The following is a 13,457-nucleotide window of genomic DNA, read 5'->3' as shown; positions in this document are numbered from 1 at the left end:
ATTTTCATTACAATTGTCGAAAATCTTCTCCGTAATTTTAATGTATGGATAAAATAGCATTATCAGCATTGGATTTGGCTCCGATCAAAAAAGGGGAGCATACAGGTAGCGCATTGGCTCGTACCGTTAAGATTGCCCGACATGTAGAAAAATTAGATTTTAAAAGAATATGGGTGGCCGAACATCATAATATGGAATATATTGCCAGTTCAGCAACTTCACTCCTAATACAGCATATCGCATCAAATACCAGTTCTATTCGCGTGGGTTCTGGTGGGATCATGTTGCCAAATCATGCTCCTTTAGTCATTGCAGAGCAATTTGGAACCTTAGAAACCTTATTTCCAGGGCGTATTGACCTCGGTTTAGGACGTGCACCAGGCACTGATCAATTGACCGCAATGGCTTTACGTAGAAACAACTTGAATACAGCCTTTCAATTTCCTCAAGAGGTAAAAGACTTACAGCGCTACTTCAGTGCAGACAACTACGACGCAAAAGTACGTGCATTTCCAGGAGAAGGACTGGATATCCCACTTTATATCCTCGGGTCAAGTACCGATAGTGCCTATTTAGCCGCTAGTCTAGGTCTTCCCTATGCTTTTGCAACGCATTTTGCTCCAGCTCAGTTTGCCTCAGCAAGCATGATCTATCATCAAAATTTTGTTCCTTCTAATGCCTTGGAAAAGCCATATTTCATTTCTTGTGTAAATGTTATTGCTGCCGATAGTACCGAAGAAGCCAATTTTTTGGCAACAAGCTTCTATAATCTATTCGCCGGTATTGTGACAAATACCAGAAGGCCACTTTCAGAACCTACTCAGGAAGTTATCTATAAAGGCATTCCGGCGATAGAACAGGCCGTGCAAAGTATGGCTTCCTGTGCATTTATTGGTGATGGTACTAAAATTCTTCCAGAAATAGAAAAATTCGTAAACGATCACAAAGTGGACGAGATCATGGCCACTTCCTATATCTTTGATGATGAAAAGTGTCTCCATTCCTTGTCATTGTTGAAAGAAATACTCGCTTAAGGATCCAAGCTACTTTATATACGGTGAATTTTATATATTTAAACAAAATTCACCGTATATGAATATTTCCATTAACATTAGCCTGATCCTGGGATTATTTTTCCTGCAGTCATGTACAAACTCCTCTACAAAACAGCACAGAAATTTACCTGATACAGCAAACACTTCGGATAGTTTAGCCCTATCAACTAGCGATAGCACTACATCGTTCGTTTCTCCTAAAAGTGATTCTTCACAAGGACAGATTTTTCTAGTGCGCAGCTATCGTATATGGGAAAAGAACGATCCTACAACAGTATTAAACAAAGAATGGTATGATCTCTATGAAGAGAATGGTCAATATTATTTAGGTAAAGCCGATTATGAGGTCAAGGACGGTTTTGACGATTGCGCACAAGTAGTGACTAAAAGCGTTGAATCACGAAGAAATTCATTGTTATTCTTGAAACTCAAGGGGCTTAAAGCTGGTCCTGTGGAACATGTTAAAATAAGTCACTCCGAAGTCTGGCCAAAAGAATCCGTTGCATATTCTTTCAATAACCAAAAGATCGAGCTTAAGGGCTCGGGAACTATCAAATCCACAGAAGTACAAACAGATGAAAAAGGGCACGAAAAGGTGTTTCATGAGGTTACCAATTACAAGCTGCTTTATATTCCAAGTAATCGAAATAAAGAGAAAATACTTTTTCAGGTTGACCAATATGACCACGTATTTATGTCGACTCTATTCGTTGGGGATATCGACCGAGATGGTGCATTAGATTTTATTTTTTCCAATCCAAAAAATTATGAGGAAGAAGCTATGCTACTGTTTCTGTCCAATAACGGCAACCCATTGGTGTTTGAAGCAGAAGAACAATTTGACTGTTAATTGAACCTGAAATGGAAAAAATGAGCTACTACCTGCATCGGATGCAATCCATTCATAGGGCACTGATTTCGGTCTTTTTCTTTCTGTTGATCTACCTGCTCTCGCCGATCAAAAGCCTTCCGCTGCTTAATTTAATGTTATGCTGGTTTGGATTTTGTGTATCCTATATTTCTATATCCTGGTACACATTCTACACAATGCCGATTGCTTCCATTGCCAGGAAAGCACAGCAAGAGGATGGTAGCCGTCTCTTCGTGTCGTTATTTATCATCCTAGTGACCATAGGCTGTTTTGTTTCGGTATTGATGATTATTATATCAAGTAAGGATAAACAGTTAAATGACGCGTATATTATCATTATTTGCATGTTAGCCATGCTGTCCTCCTGGGGATTGGTCCATACCATATATACCTTTCATTACGCCCGTTTATACTATGAAAATAAAGCTGCCGGAACTGGACTGGAATTTCCGGGAGACGACAAGCCCGATTATTTGGATTTTGCTTATTTTTCATTTGTGATGGGATGCACCTTTCAGGTTTCTGACGTTGGAATCTCTTCAAAAAAGATACGAAGAGTAGCGCTATTCCATGGCCTCCTCTCCTTTGCTTTAAATACATTTGTCGTTGCATTGACGATAAATATCATTTCTGGATTAATCAATTGAGTTTTCGATCAAAAAGTCTTATTTTAGAGCAAAAATTACACACATGAAATTGTTCATCCCTTTAGCTGCGCTCAGTTTATCTATTATTCTAATCACCTCATGTGCAAAAAAAGATAACACAGGGGACGGATCTGCAGGGGCTTCCGGCAGCTTTATAGGCCGTGTTCAATATCAGGATAATTCATTGGATGTGGATCGGGATAATCGTTTGATACGTGTTTTACAAGTGAGCGGAAACACCTATAAAATTGAATTTTATACAGGCATTCCGAATATTACAGACTTTGTATTAAATAAAACAAATGATAGCACCTGGGTCTCTTCCGACACCACCGGCTTAAAAAACGTGACGATTGAGGGGAAAATGCTGACAATTAACTACCAGTCCAATAGTCAAAGCTGGAACGTTACGGATGCAGTACGTAAATAATAATCAATCTAAATTGTCATATTAACTTCATTTTCTATTTGAAAATTATCGCTTTCTCCCTATATTTAGTTAAGCATAAAGGAAAAGAGAAATGAAACAAATAAATAAATTAGGTACGATTGCATCGGTGTTGGCTATTGCGCTTGCTTTGAGTGCATTCAGTTTCCAACAGGAAAAACCTAAGGAAGAACCAAAACCAACCAATCTAAAAGTTCTTCCCAGGAATATCTCCCACGATGAATTGATTTCCACGATGAAGGAATTTAACGTTGCATTGGGCGTAAAATGTGGTTTCTGTCACGCACCATCAAAAGAGGATCCTAAAAAAATGGATTTTGCAAGTGACGATAACCACAAAAAAGAAATTGGACGAGCGATGATTAAGATGACCCAAAAGATAAATAAAAAGTATTTTAATCGTAGTTGGGATAGCTCGCCTGCCAAAGCTATTTCCTGCAAAACCTGTCATGGCGGAAAAGAAGAACCAGAAATGGTCTTAGCAAAAAACTAATCAAACCACATATTCATGTAACACCATAATACGCTGTATTGTGGTGTTTTTTATTTCTAATACATTTTAATGGAGAAAGCTGAAAAGCAGAAGAATGAGGCCATTAGTTTTGGAATTGAATAAGGAACCACGCAAAACGACCTTAAGCTAAGCATAAAAAGCAGTAAGTAAGTAAATAAAAAAAGCTTCTCGATTGAGAAGCTTTTGTACCCGGAGCCGGAGTCGAACCGGCACGGTTTCCCACTGGTGTTTGAGACCAGCGCGTCTACCAATTCCGCCATCCGGGCATATCCGTTTGGGATGATGCAAAAGTAAGCAAAGTTTTTATTATTCCAAATCACCATAACGCGCATTTTTAAAACTCACTGAAAATGAATGAGAAAATTTTAAAAAAACTTTTCAATGCCCTATCAATTGATTGAAAATGGCCTTTTTTACGTAATTTTAATCAGTAAACAATCAAATGATCATGGAAAAAGTAAAACTCGGAAACAGTGAAATTGAATTCAAACCTCTTGTCTTTGGTGGAAATGTATTTGGCTGGACCGTCGATGAGAAACAGTCTTTCGCCCTGTTAGATGCTTTTATCGATATGGGATTCAGTCTTATTGATACATCCAACAACTATTCACATTGGGTCCCGGGTCACAGTGGGTCCGAATCAGAAACAATCATTGGCAAATGGATCAGCAAAAGAGATATTCGCGATAAAATTCAGATTGCAACAAAAGTCGGCGGACGTCGAATAGACAATAGTAAACCTAATCTTAAAAAAGAGTATATTATTAAATCTGTGGAAGATTCACTCCTGCGATTGAACGTAGACACAATCGATCTTTATCAATCTCATCACGATGATCTGACAACTGGAATCGATGAAACACTGGAGGCTTATCATCACCTGATCCAGAATGGAAAAATAAAATGGATCGGTGCTTCAAACCTAAGTCCAGAACGTATTTCAGAATCCCTCCAAATGGCCGAAGACCACAATTTACCATATTATATCGCTATCCAACCTGAATATAACCTTTACGACCGTATGAAATACGAAGAGCAGTATGAACAATTGGCCATTGATAATCATTTGGGCGTAATCAGTTACTATTCACTTGCCAGTGGCTTCCTGTCGGGCAAATACCGCTCTATTGAAGACATCAAAGAGACTAAGCGTTACGATGCATTAAAAGACAGATTTAACGCGCGTGGCCTGCGCATTTTAGATGTGTTGGCTGAGATAGCACATACACAACAAGCTAGTATGTCAGCTATTGCCTTAGCCTGGAGTTTACACAGGCCTTCAGTTACGGCGCCTATTGTAAGTGCAACCAGTATCCAACAACTCGAGGAACTCAGCAGAGCTGTAGAAATCAAGTTGACACCGGAAGAATGTTTTCTCTTGGACAAAGCAAGCTCTTACTAGACTAGCAGCAAGGAGAAAACAATTTAATTCGCTGAAAATAAGAGTTTTAAACGTATTTCAGTCGCATTACCAAATAATATTTGGTCACACAGCATAGAAGAAAGTGAAACGATTTTAATTTAAGAAAACATATTAGTTAGATAACGAATATAAATCCCTGTTTTTCAGTTATAAAAAATGGCTAACAAAATATTATTCTGTTAGCCATTTTCGTTAAATATCGCTTTTCCTATACTTAGGTAACTTATCTTATTTTTTCATTCAACAAAGATAGAATAGAAACAGGCACCATCGCACTGATATCTCCTCCATTAAACCACACGTCTCTAACAATGGATGAAGAAATATGAGCCTTTCCAGATCTACTCATTAAAAAATAGCTTTCAACATCATTATTGAGCAACAAATTATTTTGAGCAACAGCATTTTCAAATTCAAAATCATTGGTATTTCGGAGCCCACGCAATATAAAACGTGCTTTAACTTGCTTACAGAAATCTACTGTAAGACCTTTATATTTATGCACCTCAACCCTACTTACGTCGTTAAAAACACGGCTAATTGAATCTACCCGCTCGTCGTGATCTAACATTCCTTTTTTATTGGCGTTATAGCCCACTGCAATAATAATTTTATCAAATAGCGGCATTGCTCTCTCAACAAGATCTTGATGAGCTAAAGTAAAGGGATCAAAAGAGCCCGGAAAAACAGCAATTTTCATATTAGATAGTTTTAGCGTAAAAGGAAAATGATGAATACCCGTATTTTCTAGTTTCTATAAAATTTGGATGATCTTCCATCTGTCTTGTTGACGGATGCTCAACAACAAGGAGCCCATGTTCATGCAACAATTCCTTTTCAAAAATTAATTTTGGCAATTGTGGCAATTTAGGAATATCATAAGGTGGGTCTGCAAAAATAAAATCATAGGTATTCTTACAGCTGGCAATAAACTTAAATACATCGGCTTTCCTTGCTTTAATTTGCTCCAGTTTCATCCTCCCGGCTGTTTCATTGATATATTGCACGCATTTGAAATGAAGATCTATTGCATCTACTGATTCCACATCCCGCGATGCGAGCTCAAAACTAATATTCCCTGTTCCCGCAAAAAGATCCAGACACTTTAAACGATCAAAATCCAGTCGGTTCTGTAAAATATTAAACAGCGCTTCCTTAGCGATATCCGTGGTTGGCCTCACAGGTAAATTGGTCGGTGGATTCAGCCTTAAACCACCTAAACGACCTCCGATTATTCGCATAGTATAGAATCAAACAATACATTATATGGGGCCAAATTTGACTCGATCTCGCTATCCGCCAATACGACTTTTGTCTTCAAATCCAATATTTCGATATCACCCGCATAAGTAGAGATACGTTTATAATAGGATTCATTTGGAATTTCTCCTGAAAGGAGCACTTTATTGATGGAGTCCCCTAGATTGAATTGTGTTAAAATATTAAGCACATAGTAGCTGATATCATCTAGATTATGAATTTCAAAACTATTATAAAGCTGGAAAACACCATTTTTAAAAAGATAAAAATCAACTGTATTGTCAGCTACAAAATGAAGCCCCAATACACTCCCCCTAATGGATACACGCTCCTGCGCACGGTCAAGTACAACCGCAAATTCTGGAAGTATAACAGCATCAGGAAACAACCGCTTCCACCTATTCAATAAAAGACCATCAAACTGATATACAGCAACTAAATTAAGATTATCTAAAGAATAGCTAAATGTATTTTCAAGATCAGTTGTGCCTAAAAACTGCAGGTAATCACTGATGTTTTCACTCAGAAAAAATTCTTTTGGAATAAACGTAAAAGTTTGATGTGGTATCACAACGCGGACAAATCGAAACGGAAGGCTCATAATCCGTGTGGCATCCAAAATTGGCTCCTCAGACGGATACTCGATCAAAATCGGTGCGATCGACTTTTTATCAACCACCGCCAAAACATCCTTCTGAAAACCAGCCTTGACCAAAAGATTGTACTCCGGTAAATAATGAATATTAAATTGTTTTGAAATATAATTCATTCGCTGAATTGTAAAAATTAAAACTTCTTAGAGCAAAAATAGCTTTTTCTAGAGGATAAGACAAACCTTTTAAATAACTTTGAGGGTGTTCATCAAAAATCTGTTAATACAGCAATTCCCTTGGCAAGCCACCGAACAGCAGTTGGAGGCTTTCGAATTATTGCAAGAGTTTCTACTCGCTTTTGACAAGCAATCTTGCTTTGTGCTAAAAGGATATGCGGGTACGGGAAAAACAACGTTAATTTCTGCGCTGGTTAAAATGCTGCCTGCATTGCGGAAAAAGGCTGTTCTGCTGGCACCGACAGGCAGGGCTGCAAAAGTGATCACCTATTATTCGGGACGCAAAGCACTGACGATCCACAAGAAAATATACCGTAAAAAATCCGCTGTTTCATTTCAGCTCGATTTCACCTTGGCGGAGAACCTGCATGAAGACACTTTATTTATAATCGATGAAGCTTCAATGATATCCAATGCTTCCGTGAATGCGTTTTCGGCAAGCCTTTTGGAGGACTTGATCCGTTATGTACAATCTGGGAAGAACTGTACCCTATTATTTGTTGGAGATACGGCTCAATTACCTCCTGTAGGACTCCTGGATAGTCCTGCCTTAAATCCAAGCTATCTCGAAAGTGAATTTCATCTTTGCGTCTATCCTTTTGAGCTAACCACGGTTGTCCGCCAATCCAAAGACTCCGGTATATTGTACAATGCCACCAAAATACGCGAAGAGATAACCTCGGCAGAGGAAGATCAAGACGACTTCCCTTTTCCAAAATTCATAACAAAAGGATTTAAAGATCTTTACAGAATGACAGGTGAACGGTTAATCGAAGGTATAAACTATGCATATGACAAATATGGACTCGAAAACACAATGATTATCTGCCGTTCAAATCGATCTGCAAATTTATACAACCAGAATATAAGGAACAGGATTTTGTTCCGGGATGAGGAGCTCACCGGCGGAGATTATATTATGGTTGTAAAGAACAACTACTTCTGGCTACAGGAAAACAACATGGGCGATGGATTTATTGCAAATGGCGATATGGCCAAAGTGCGAAAAGTAAGTAACATCCATGATCAGCATGGATTTCGATTTGCAGATGTCACGCTTGAATTTGTAGACATTGACGAAATAGAACCCATCACCTGCCGCGTTATCCTAGACAGCCTTTATACAGACAGCCCCAATCTGCCCTATGAAACCCAAAAAGCACTCTACGAAGAGATTGCCTTGGATTATGCCGACATCATGGATAAGAGGGACAGGCTCGAAGCAATCAAAAAAGACCCCTATTATAATGCGCTTCAGATTAAATTTGCATTTGCAATTACCTGTCATAAAGCACAAGGCGGCCAATGGCCAATCGTGTTTGTCGACCAGGGGTATATAAACGATGATATGTTGGATCTTGAATTCTTAAGATGGCTGTACACTGGGGTTACCCGAGCAACAAAGGAACTTTTTCTGGTCAATTTCAATGAAAACTTCTATCCATCATAGGATTATTACACGAATCATTCGCAAAAGAACCTAATAATAGATATTTTTACGTTCGGAACCATTATTATACAATTATCTATATTATTAATGCATAAGTACTACTTAATCTTAGCGGCGAGCTTATTGCCCTATGTTAGCACTGCACAACAGGCGAAAGAAACGCCTATAAAGCCCAATTATCAGCTGGCTGCAAAATTCTCCCCTGAAAAGTTAAAGAAAATGATTTTTTCGACTAGCATCAAACCAAATTGGATCAATTTTTCCGATCGCTTTTGGTATGATTACGCAAGTCCACAGGGAAGAAACTGGTACATTGTAAACCCTGCGCTGAAAAAGAAAGAACTTCTTTTCAATAATGACAACTTAGCCGCTCAGATTACTAAAATCGTTAAAAATCCTGTAGATGCCCAGCATCTGGAATTACAGGGGCTTCGATTTACCAAAGATGAGAAAAAATTAAGGTTTCAGGTTCAGAGTACTAAAGACACCGTAAAATCCAAAGATGAAATACAAAAGCTCAAGAATAAGTCCGATACGACCAAAAAGAAACTATTTTATTTGGAATATGACTTAGCAGCACAGTCTGTCGTTGAAATCAGTGACTCAACAAAAGTAAAATCACCATTGGGCTGGGCGACATTCTCCCCTGACACCAATACGGTCTATTTTGCGAAAGATTACAACTTGTATTGGATGGATAAATCCAACTATCTTAAAGCGGTAAAGAATGAAAAAGACAGCACCATTGTAGAGCACAAGATAACAAAAGACGGTGTACAATATTATGCTTGGGGCGGTGATGAATACAGCACAACTACAGGTGAGGAAAAAGACAAAGACAATGACCCAAAACGTAAACGAGTATGGATCAGCTGGTCGCCGGATGGACGTTATTTCACCTTGACCAGAAAGGACAACCGTTCTCTAAAACCCTTATGGGTAATCAATAATGTTGGTTCAGCCAGGCCGACACTTGAAACCTATAAATACCAAATGCCGGGCGAAGTCGATTCGACGGAAACTGAACTTTATATCTTCGATGCAGCAGCAAAATCTCCACGCCGCATCAATATATCCGCGTTTAAAAATCAGACCATCTCTACCTGGACAAAAACTCCGGATAAAAATTCTTATAAAGAGGATTATTTTATCAACTACTGGTTAGGCAATAACGAAGAGTTTTACATTTCACGCTCTAGCCGTGACCTCAAACGGATTGATCTCCTAAAAGTCAATATAAATGGTACGGTAAACAATATTATCCAGGAGCGTTCCAATGTATATTTGGATGTTCAAAAACCATTCCTTATCGAAAACAAAAAGCAATTGGTCCATTGGTCAGAAAGAGATGGCTGGGGCCACTACTACCTTTACGACACGAATGGAAAATTGATTAATCAAATTACAAAAGGTGCCTTTCATACGGAGGAAATTACCGGTTTAGACCCTGCTTCAGGAACACTATACTTTACAGCATCGGGTCGTGAGAAAAACGAAGACCCTTATTATCTACATCAGTACAGTGTAAATACAAATGGCTCCGGAATTAAATTATTAAATCCGGGAAACTTTGATCACCAAGTGGAAATGAGCGAATCCTCCCGATATTTTATCAATAATTCCTCCAGAGTAAACACGACTCCCGAATCGATCTTATACAATAGCAATGGACAGAAAGTAATGACACTGGAAAAAACAGATCTATCCTTACTATTTGCTGCAGGGTACAAATTCCCGGAACCTTTTAAAGTAAAAGCCGGAGATGGTACCACGGATCTTTATGGAGTCATGTATAAACCATTTGACTTTGACAGTACCAGAACTTACCCCATTGTGGAATATGTATATCCAGGGCCCCAAACCGAGGCTGTCAATAAATCCTTTGGAAGAAGCATGGACAGAATCGACAGGCTAGCTCAGTTTGGATTTATCGTCATCACAGTCGGCAACCGTGGCGGACATCCTTCACGTTCACAATGGTATCATACCTATGGCTATGGCAATCTGCGTGACTATGGTTTGGAAGATAAAAAAGTCGCTGCGGAACAGCTTGCAGATCGTTATAAATACATCGACATTAACCGCGTTGGTATAACCGGCCACTCCGGAGGTGGATTTATGTCTACAGCCGCAATGCTTGTTTATCCTGATTTCTTTAAAGTTGCGGTATCTGGCGCAGGAAACCATGAAAATCAGATTTACAACCGCTGGTGGAGTGAGCGCCATCATGGGGTAACAGAAAAAGTATCCGCTAAAGGTGATACAACATTCTCCTACCAAATCAATAAAAATACAGAGCTCGCAAAAAACCTAAAAGGTAGACTACTTATCGCTACCGGAGATATTGACAATAATGTGCACCCGGCAAATTCAATTCGCATGGTAGACGCATTGATCAAGGCTAACAAAAGATTTGATTTCCTGCTATTACCTGGACAAAGACATGGCTTTGGCGATATGACTGAGTATTTCTTTTGGAAAATGGGCGATTACTTTAGCCAATATCTGTTGGGTGATTCCAAGATGAACGAAGTTGACATGACTGAAATGAATCGAGAAAAGCCACAAAAATAACGGTTACATGACCTACAATGAAAAATTAGCATTTTTATCCGTTACCTTGAGATCTTTCGAGGTAACGGATTTTTCTTTGAATATCCTTCAAGGGATAAGCCTGGCCGATTTGCTGAACATCTCCTTAGAGAAGGACAAAAAGATTGCCTTTCGCGCTGCCTGGGTATTTGAAACCATCGTTTTAAAGAATACAACATTGCTAAAATCTGTTCTCCCGCAGTTCTTGGACAATTTAAAAAAACAAAAAAACTGGAGCTGCCTTAGAAGCTACACTAAAATTCTGCTATTTTTGACGTCGAAAAAAAACAAAGAATATACGCTTCAAAATGAGATAGAAGAAGAAATTATCGAGCATTCCTTCCAATGGATGATCGAACCTTCATGTCCCGTTGCTGTATTAGTCAACTGCCTGGACATCTTAAATAACTTGCGAAAGAAGCACCCTTGGATATATGAGGAATTACTGGCCCAGATAAGCTATTTTCAACGGACAAAACCTAGTCCGGCCTTAATGAGCCGGACTAATAAAATTATTCAGCAGAAAAATTAAAATATACTTTTCACTCGCGCTTAAAACAGTGTATTTCCTTTCGAGAGGTTGACACGGCCCAAATGCTTATAAGCAGCCTCGGTGCACTCGCGTCCCCTCGACGTCCGCATAATGTATCCTTCTTGAATCAAAAAGGGTTCATAGACTTCCTCAATCGTACCTTCATCCTCCCCAACTGCTGTGGCCACGGTTTTTAATCCTACAGGACCACCTTTAAATTTGTCGATAATGGTCGTTAAGATTTTGTTGTCCATCTCGTCTAAACCATTTTCATCCACATTAAGCGCATGCAAAGCGTACTTCGCGATTTCTTTATCGATGCTCCCATTGCCCTTTATCTGTGCAAAATCCCTTGTACGACGCAGTAAAGCATTGGCTATCCGGGGCGTCCCTCTGCTCCTTCGCGCAATCTCATAGGCACCTTCATCAGAAATCGGTGTGTTTAAGATATGAGCCGAGCGCAGCACAATAGTTGTCAGCAGCTTTGCATCATAATATTGTAAGCGTGAATTAATTCCAAAACGAGCACGCAAGGGGGCTGTCAAAAGACCTGAACGCGTTGTGGCCCCTATCAAGGTAAACGGATTCAGGGATATCTGAACAGACCGCGCATTTGGTCCCGTTTCCAACATAATGTCAATTTTGAAATCTTCCATTGCCGAATAGAGATATTCTTCTACTAAAGGGCTTAAACGGTGGATCTCGTCGATAAACAAAACATCCCCTTCTTCGAGATTTGTCAATAATCCTGCTAAATCACCCGGTTTATCCAATACAGGTCCAGAAGTAATTTTGATACCAACCCCCATCTCATTAGCAATGATATGGGATAAGGTTGTCTTTCCTAAGCCCGGGGGGCCATGCAGCAAAACGTGATCCAGCGCCTCTCCTCTCAGCCTAGCTGCCTTCACAAAAATATTGAGGTTTTCTAATATTTTAGCCTGTCCCGTAAAATCTTCAAAAGCCTGAGGCCGCAATGCCCGTTCAATATCACGATCTGTATTGCTCAGACGTTCTGGGTTTGGATCTAAATTCTCGTTCATTGTGGCAATATTTAATTTCTCTTGTAGCGCTTTCCGATACTTCCTAATTTCAATTGGATCACTCCAAAAAAAGCTTCCTTAAAGATACTTGTGCTCATCTTTGATGTACCTTCGGTCCGGTCTGTGAATATAATGGGTACTTCAACGACATTAAAGCCATATTTTATGGCTGTGAATTTCATCTCAATCTGAAAAGCATAGCCTACAAATTTAATCTTTTCAAGTGGGATTGTCTCGAGGACTTCCCTGGAGAAACAAACAAACCCCGCAGTAGCATCCTGAATAGCTATTCCCGTTATAAAACGAACATATACCGAAGCGAAATAGGACATCAGCACACGGCTCATCGGCCAATTGACAACATTCACGCCCTTGATATAACGCGAACCTATGCTCATGTCTGCACCATCCACACAAGCCTGCCGTAAGCGAAGCAGATCCTCTGGATTGTGGCTGAAATCCGCATCCATTTCGAAAATATATTGGTAATGTTCGCGGGATAGTGCCCATTTAAATCCATGGATATATGCTGTTCCTAACCCCAGCTTCCCAGTTCGCTCTTCGATAAACAAACGGCCAGTAAATTCATTAGCCTGTAAATTCTTGATGATGGTAGCCGTCCCATCGGGAGAACCATCATCTACAATTAAAATATCAAATGCCTGTGATAAGGAAAAAACTTTGCGAATGATTTTTTCAATATTTTCCTTTTCATTATATGTTGGAATGATAACTAAACTATCCGTCACTTTTTTATATTTAAGACCAGTAAAGGTAATCATTTACGTTAAAT

At 39.3% G+C, this 13,457-nt stretch carries 14 protein-coding genes and 1 tRNA gene; 9 read left to right on the top strand and 6 right to left on the bottom strand.

Annotation, left to right across the window (positions count from 1 at the left end):
* The first annotated feature begins 44 nt into the window (after positions 1-44).
* The 5 genes from CBM24_RS12960 to CBM24_RS12940 all read left to right on the top strand — a co-directional run bounded on the left by CBM24_RS12960 (position 45) and on the right by CBM24_RS12940 (position 3,514).
* Positions 45-1,034 carry an LLM class flavin-dependent oxidoreductase gene (locus CBM24_RS12960; protein WP_088161545.1) on the top strand — a complete coding sequence of 330 codons (990 nt, stop codon included), beginning with the start codon at positions 45-47 and terminating at the stop codon, positions 1,032-1,034.
* Between the two features lie 58 nt (positions 1,035-1,092).
* Complete coding sequence (locus tag CBM24_RS12955; protein WP_088161544.1) at positions 1,093-1,905, top strand: hypothetical protein; 813 nt, start codon at positions 1,093-1,095, stop codon at positions 1,903-1,905.
* An 11-nt stretch (positions 1,906-1,916) separates the two neighbouring features.
* Positions 1,917-2,573, top strand: a complete 657-nt coding sequence (locus CBM24_RS12950) for a DUF1345 domain-containing protein (protein WP_088161543.1) — start codon at positions 1,917-1,919, stop codon at positions 2,571-2,573.
* Between the two features lie 43 nt (positions 2,574-2,616).
* Positions 2,617-3,003: a hypothetical protein gene (locus CBM24_RS12945; protein WP_088161542.1), complete on the top strand. Its 387-nt coding sequence runs from the start codon at positions 2,617-2,619 to the stop codon at positions 3,001-3,003.
* Between the two features lie 91 nt (positions 3,004-3,094).
* Positions 3,095-3,514 (top strand): c-type cytochrome, encoded by a 420-nt coding sequence (locus CBM24_RS12940; protein WP_088161541.1) that lies wholly within the window; start codon positions 3,095-3,097, stop codon positions 3,512-3,514.
* Between the two features lie 207 nt (positions 3,515-3,721).
* Here CBM24_RS12940 and CBM24_RS12935 read toward each other — a convergent pair.
* Positions 3,722-3,801 (bottom strand) — tRNA-Leu (locus CBM24_RS12935).
* A 182-nt stretch (positions 3,802-3,983) separates the two neighbouring features.
* Here CBM24_RS12935 and CBM24_RS12930 point away from each other — a divergent pair.
* Positions 3,984-4,937 carry an aldo/keto reductase gene (locus tag CBM24_RS12930; RefSeq protein ID WP_088163548.1) on the top strand — a complete coding sequence of 318 codons (954 nt, stop codon included), beginning with the start codon at positions 3,984-3,986 and terminating at the stop codon, positions 4,935-4,937.
* Between the two features lie 244 nt (positions 4,938-5,181).
* Here the strand turns inward: CBM24_RS12930 and coaD are convergent, their stop codons facing one another.
* From coaD to CBM24_RS12915, 3 genes are read right to left on the bottom strand one after another with little or no spacing between them, the layout of a single operon-like run.
* Positions 5,182-5,658, bottom strand: coding sequence for a pantetheine-phosphate adenylyltransferase (gene coaD / locus CBM24_RS12925; protein WP_075992599.1), 477 nt, complete (start codon positions 5,656-5,658; stop codon positions 5,182-5,184).
* Position 5,659: 1 nt separating this feature from the next.
* Positions 5,660-6,199, bottom strand: coding sequence for a 16S rRNA (guanine(966)-N(2))-methyltransferase RsmD (gene rsmD / locus CBM24_RS12920; protein WP_088161540.1), 540 nt, complete (start codon positions 6,197-6,199; stop codon positions 5,660-5,662).
* A complete protein-coding gene (locus tag CBM24_RS12915; protein WP_088161539.1) occupies positions 6,190-6,987 on the bottom strand; it encodes a DUF3822 family protein in 798 nt (265 codons plus the stop codon). The genes rsmD and CBM24_RS12915 overlap by 10 nt, the downstream gene beginning before the upstream one ends.
* Before the next feature lie 85 nt (positions 6,988-7,072).
* Here CBM24_RS12915 and CBM24_RS12910 point away from each other — a divergent pair, with 85 nt between their 5' ends.
* From CBM24_RS12910 to CBM24_RS12900, 3 genes are all read left to right on the top strand, one after another.
* Entirely contained in the window at positions 7,073-8,497 is a 1,425-nt protein-coding gene (locus CBM24_RS12910) for an ATP-dependent RecD-like DNA helicase (protein ID WP_088161538.1), read from the top strand.
* An 87-nt stretch (positions 8,498-8,584) separates the two neighbouring features.
* Positions 8,585-11,071, top strand: coding sequence for a S9 family peptidase (locus CBM24_RS12905; RefSeq protein WP_088161537.1), 2,487 nt, complete (start codon positions 8,585-8,587; stop codon positions 11,069-11,071).
* A 7-nt stretch (positions 11,072-11,078) separates the two neighbouring features.
* Positions 11,079-11,621, top strand: a complete 543-nt coding sequence (locus tag CBM24_RS12900) for a hypothetical protein (RefSeq protein WP_088161536.1) — start codon at positions 11,079-11,081, stop codon at positions 11,619-11,621.
* A gap of 20 nt (positions 11,622-11,641) precedes the next feature.
* On the opposite strand, the gene ruvB is transcribed toward CBM24_RS12900, so the two are convergent.
* Together ruvB and CBM24_RS12890 are read right to left on the bottom strand one after the other, a co-directional pair.
* Positions 11,642-12,664 carry a Holliday junction branch migration DNA helicase RuvB gene (ruvB, locus tag CBM24_RS12895; RefSeq protein ID WP_088161535.1) on the bottom strand — a complete coding sequence of 341 codons (1,023 nt, stop codon included), beginning with the start codon at positions 12,662-12,664 and terminating at the stop codon, positions 11,642-11,644.
* A gap of 11 nt (positions 12,665-12,675) precedes the next feature.
* Positions 12,676-13,413 (bottom strand): polyprenol monophosphomannose synthase, encoded by a 738-nt coding sequence (locus CBM24_RS12890; protein WP_088163547.1) that lies wholly within the window; start codon positions 13,411-13,413, stop codon positions 12,676-12,678.
* Positions 13,414-13,457: the final 44 nt, after the last annotated feature.

Source organism: Sphingobacterium sp. G1-14 (assembly GCF_002196555.1).
In the GTDB taxonomy this organism is placed as follows: domain Bacteria; phylum Bacteroidota; class Bacteroidia; order Sphingobacteriales; family Sphingobacteriaceae; genus Sphingobacterium; species Sphingobacterium siyangense.
Note: the sequence above shows the minus strand (reverse complement) of the source record. Positions and strands in the feature narration are given on the sequence as shown.

Coding starts and splice junctions, on each gene's coding strand:
- rsmD (WP_088161540.1), bottom strand. CDS start 6,199: ATGCGAATAATCGGAGGTCGTTTAGGTGGTTTAAGGCTGAATCCACCG.
- CBM24_RS12960 (WP_088161545.1), top strand. CDS start 45: ATGGATAAAATAGCATTATCAGCATTGGATTTGGCTCCGATCAAAAAA.
- CBM24_RS12930 (WP_088163548.1), top strand. CDS start 3,984: ATGGAAAAAGTAAAACTCGGAAACAGTGAAATTGAATTCAAACCTCTT.
- CBM24_RS12915 (WP_088161539.1), bottom strand. CDS start 6,987: ATGAATTATATTTCAAAACAATTTAATATTCATTATTTACCGGAGTAC.
- CBM24_RS12955 (WP_088161544.1), top strand. CDS start 1,093: ATGAATATTTCCATTAACATTAGCCTGATCCTGGGATTATTTTTCCTG.
- CBM24_RS12950 (WP_088161543.1), top strand. CDS start 1,917: ATGGAAAAAATGAGCTACTACCTGCATCGGATGCAATCCATTCATAGG.
- ruvB (WP_088161535.1), bottom strand. CDS start 12,664: ATGAACGAGAATTTAGATCCAAACCCAGAACGTCTGAGCAATACAGAT.
- CBM24_RS12900 (WP_088161536.1), top strand. CDS start 11,079: ATGACCTACAATGAAAAATTAGCATTTTTATCCGTTACCTTGAGATCT.
- CBM24_RS12905 (WP_088161537.1), top strand. CDS start 8,585: ATGCATAAGTACTACTTAATCTTAGCGGCGAGCTTATTGCCCTATGTT.
- coaD (WP_075992599.1), bottom strand. CDS start 5,658: ATGAAAATTGCTGTTTTTCCGGGCTCTTTTGATCCCTTTACTTTAGCT.
- CBM24_RS12940 (WP_088161541.1), top strand. CDS start 3,095: ATGAAACAAATAAATAAATTAGGTACGATTGCATCGGTGTTGGCTATT.
- CBM24_RS12945 (WP_088161542.1), top strand. CDS start 2,617: ATGAAATTGTTCATCCCTTTAGCTGCGCTCAGTTTATCTATTATTCTA.